This is a genomic window from Sphingomonas lacusdianchii, assembly GCF_022664395.1.
In the GTDB taxonomy this organism is placed as follows: Bacteria; Pseudomonadota; Alphaproteobacteria; order Sphingomonadales; family Sphingomonadaceae; genus Sphingomonas; species Sphingomonas lacusdianchii.
Genome location: NZ_JAKRET010000076.1, coordinates 1 through 987, shown reverse-complemented (window position 1 = coordinate 987; position 987 = coordinate 1). Strand labels below are relative to the sequence as shown.

Sequence of the window (987 nt, the reverse complement as noted above, 5' to 3'; positions counted from 1 at the left end):
GCCAACCTAGCAATAGGAAGCAGGCGACCACGGTGGGTTCAGCGACTGGGGTGAAGTCGTAACAAGGTAGCCGTAGGGGAACCTGCGGCTGGATCACCTCCTTTCTAAGGTATGGTCCGAAAGCGCCTCGCTTTATGCGGGGAAGAGCTTCGTACCTTCCGCAGAACATTAAGCCGCCGTCCTCATGTCCCTTCATCACTGGAAACGCAGTCAGCGAGACGAAATAGCGTAAGCTATTTTGCACGCTGACAAGTCCGGCCGGCGCTGCGAAGCGCGCCCACAGGGCGCAGCTTTGCTGCGACCGACGGGCGTGCGGGCACGTTTGGGCCGGTAGCTCAGGTGGTTAGAGCGCACGCCTGATAAGCGTGAGGTCGTAGGTTCAACTCCTACTCGGCCCACCATTCAGGCTGGTGCCTGACAAGCGCCATGGGCAAAGCCCATGTCGTCGGTCGTAGCTGAAGCTACGCCGGCCGCGCTTGCAGTCCCGTGAAATAGCTTTCGCTATTTCATCGTGACGCTGCGCGATGGGGCCTTAGCTCAGCTGGGAGAGCGGTTGCTTTGCAAGCATCAGGTCATCGGTTCGATCCCGATAGGCTCCACCAAGCATTTTGCGAAGCGAAGCGAGCTTCTCCCACATGTGTGTTTTTCCAGAGATGAAGAGAACCGAGATCCTCGTGGTTGACACGAGGAGGGAGGCCGTTAAGGCGCGCTTTCCGATATTTGACATTGTGAATGGTTTTTCAAATCGATGCCGTGAGGCGTTGGTTCGGAAGGGGAGCGTAGCCGCAAGGCGAAGCAATCCAAACGAAGCAGCGTTCATCACATGGGTCCCATCAAAATATTATTTTGATGGGTGCCCAATCAAGGCTGAGCGATTTCAACCACACCGATACAAACCGCGATACACTGCTCTGCCGAGTTTCGTGTCGTTGCCTGCGGGTGACGATCCAGTGTTGTCGTTGGTGGTGTGGACTCTCAAGCGTGAGG

2 tRNA genes and 1 rRNA gene are annotated in these 987 nt (G+C 56.5%); all 3 read left to right on the top strand.

The features are described from left to right. Window positions 1-104: ribosomal RNA gene (locus tag MF607_RS22540) — 16S ribosomal RNA — on the top strand; the annotation flags it as partial. Window positions 105-324: 220 nt separating this feature from the next. Further along, window positions 325-401, top strand: a tRNA-Ile gene (locus tag MF607_RS22535). A 125-nt stretch (window positions 402-526) separates the two neighbouring features. Continuing rightward, window positions 527-602: transfer RNA gene (locus tag MF607_RS22530), tRNA-Ala, on the top strand. The last annotated feature ends 385 nt before the right edge of the window (window positions 603-987 follow it).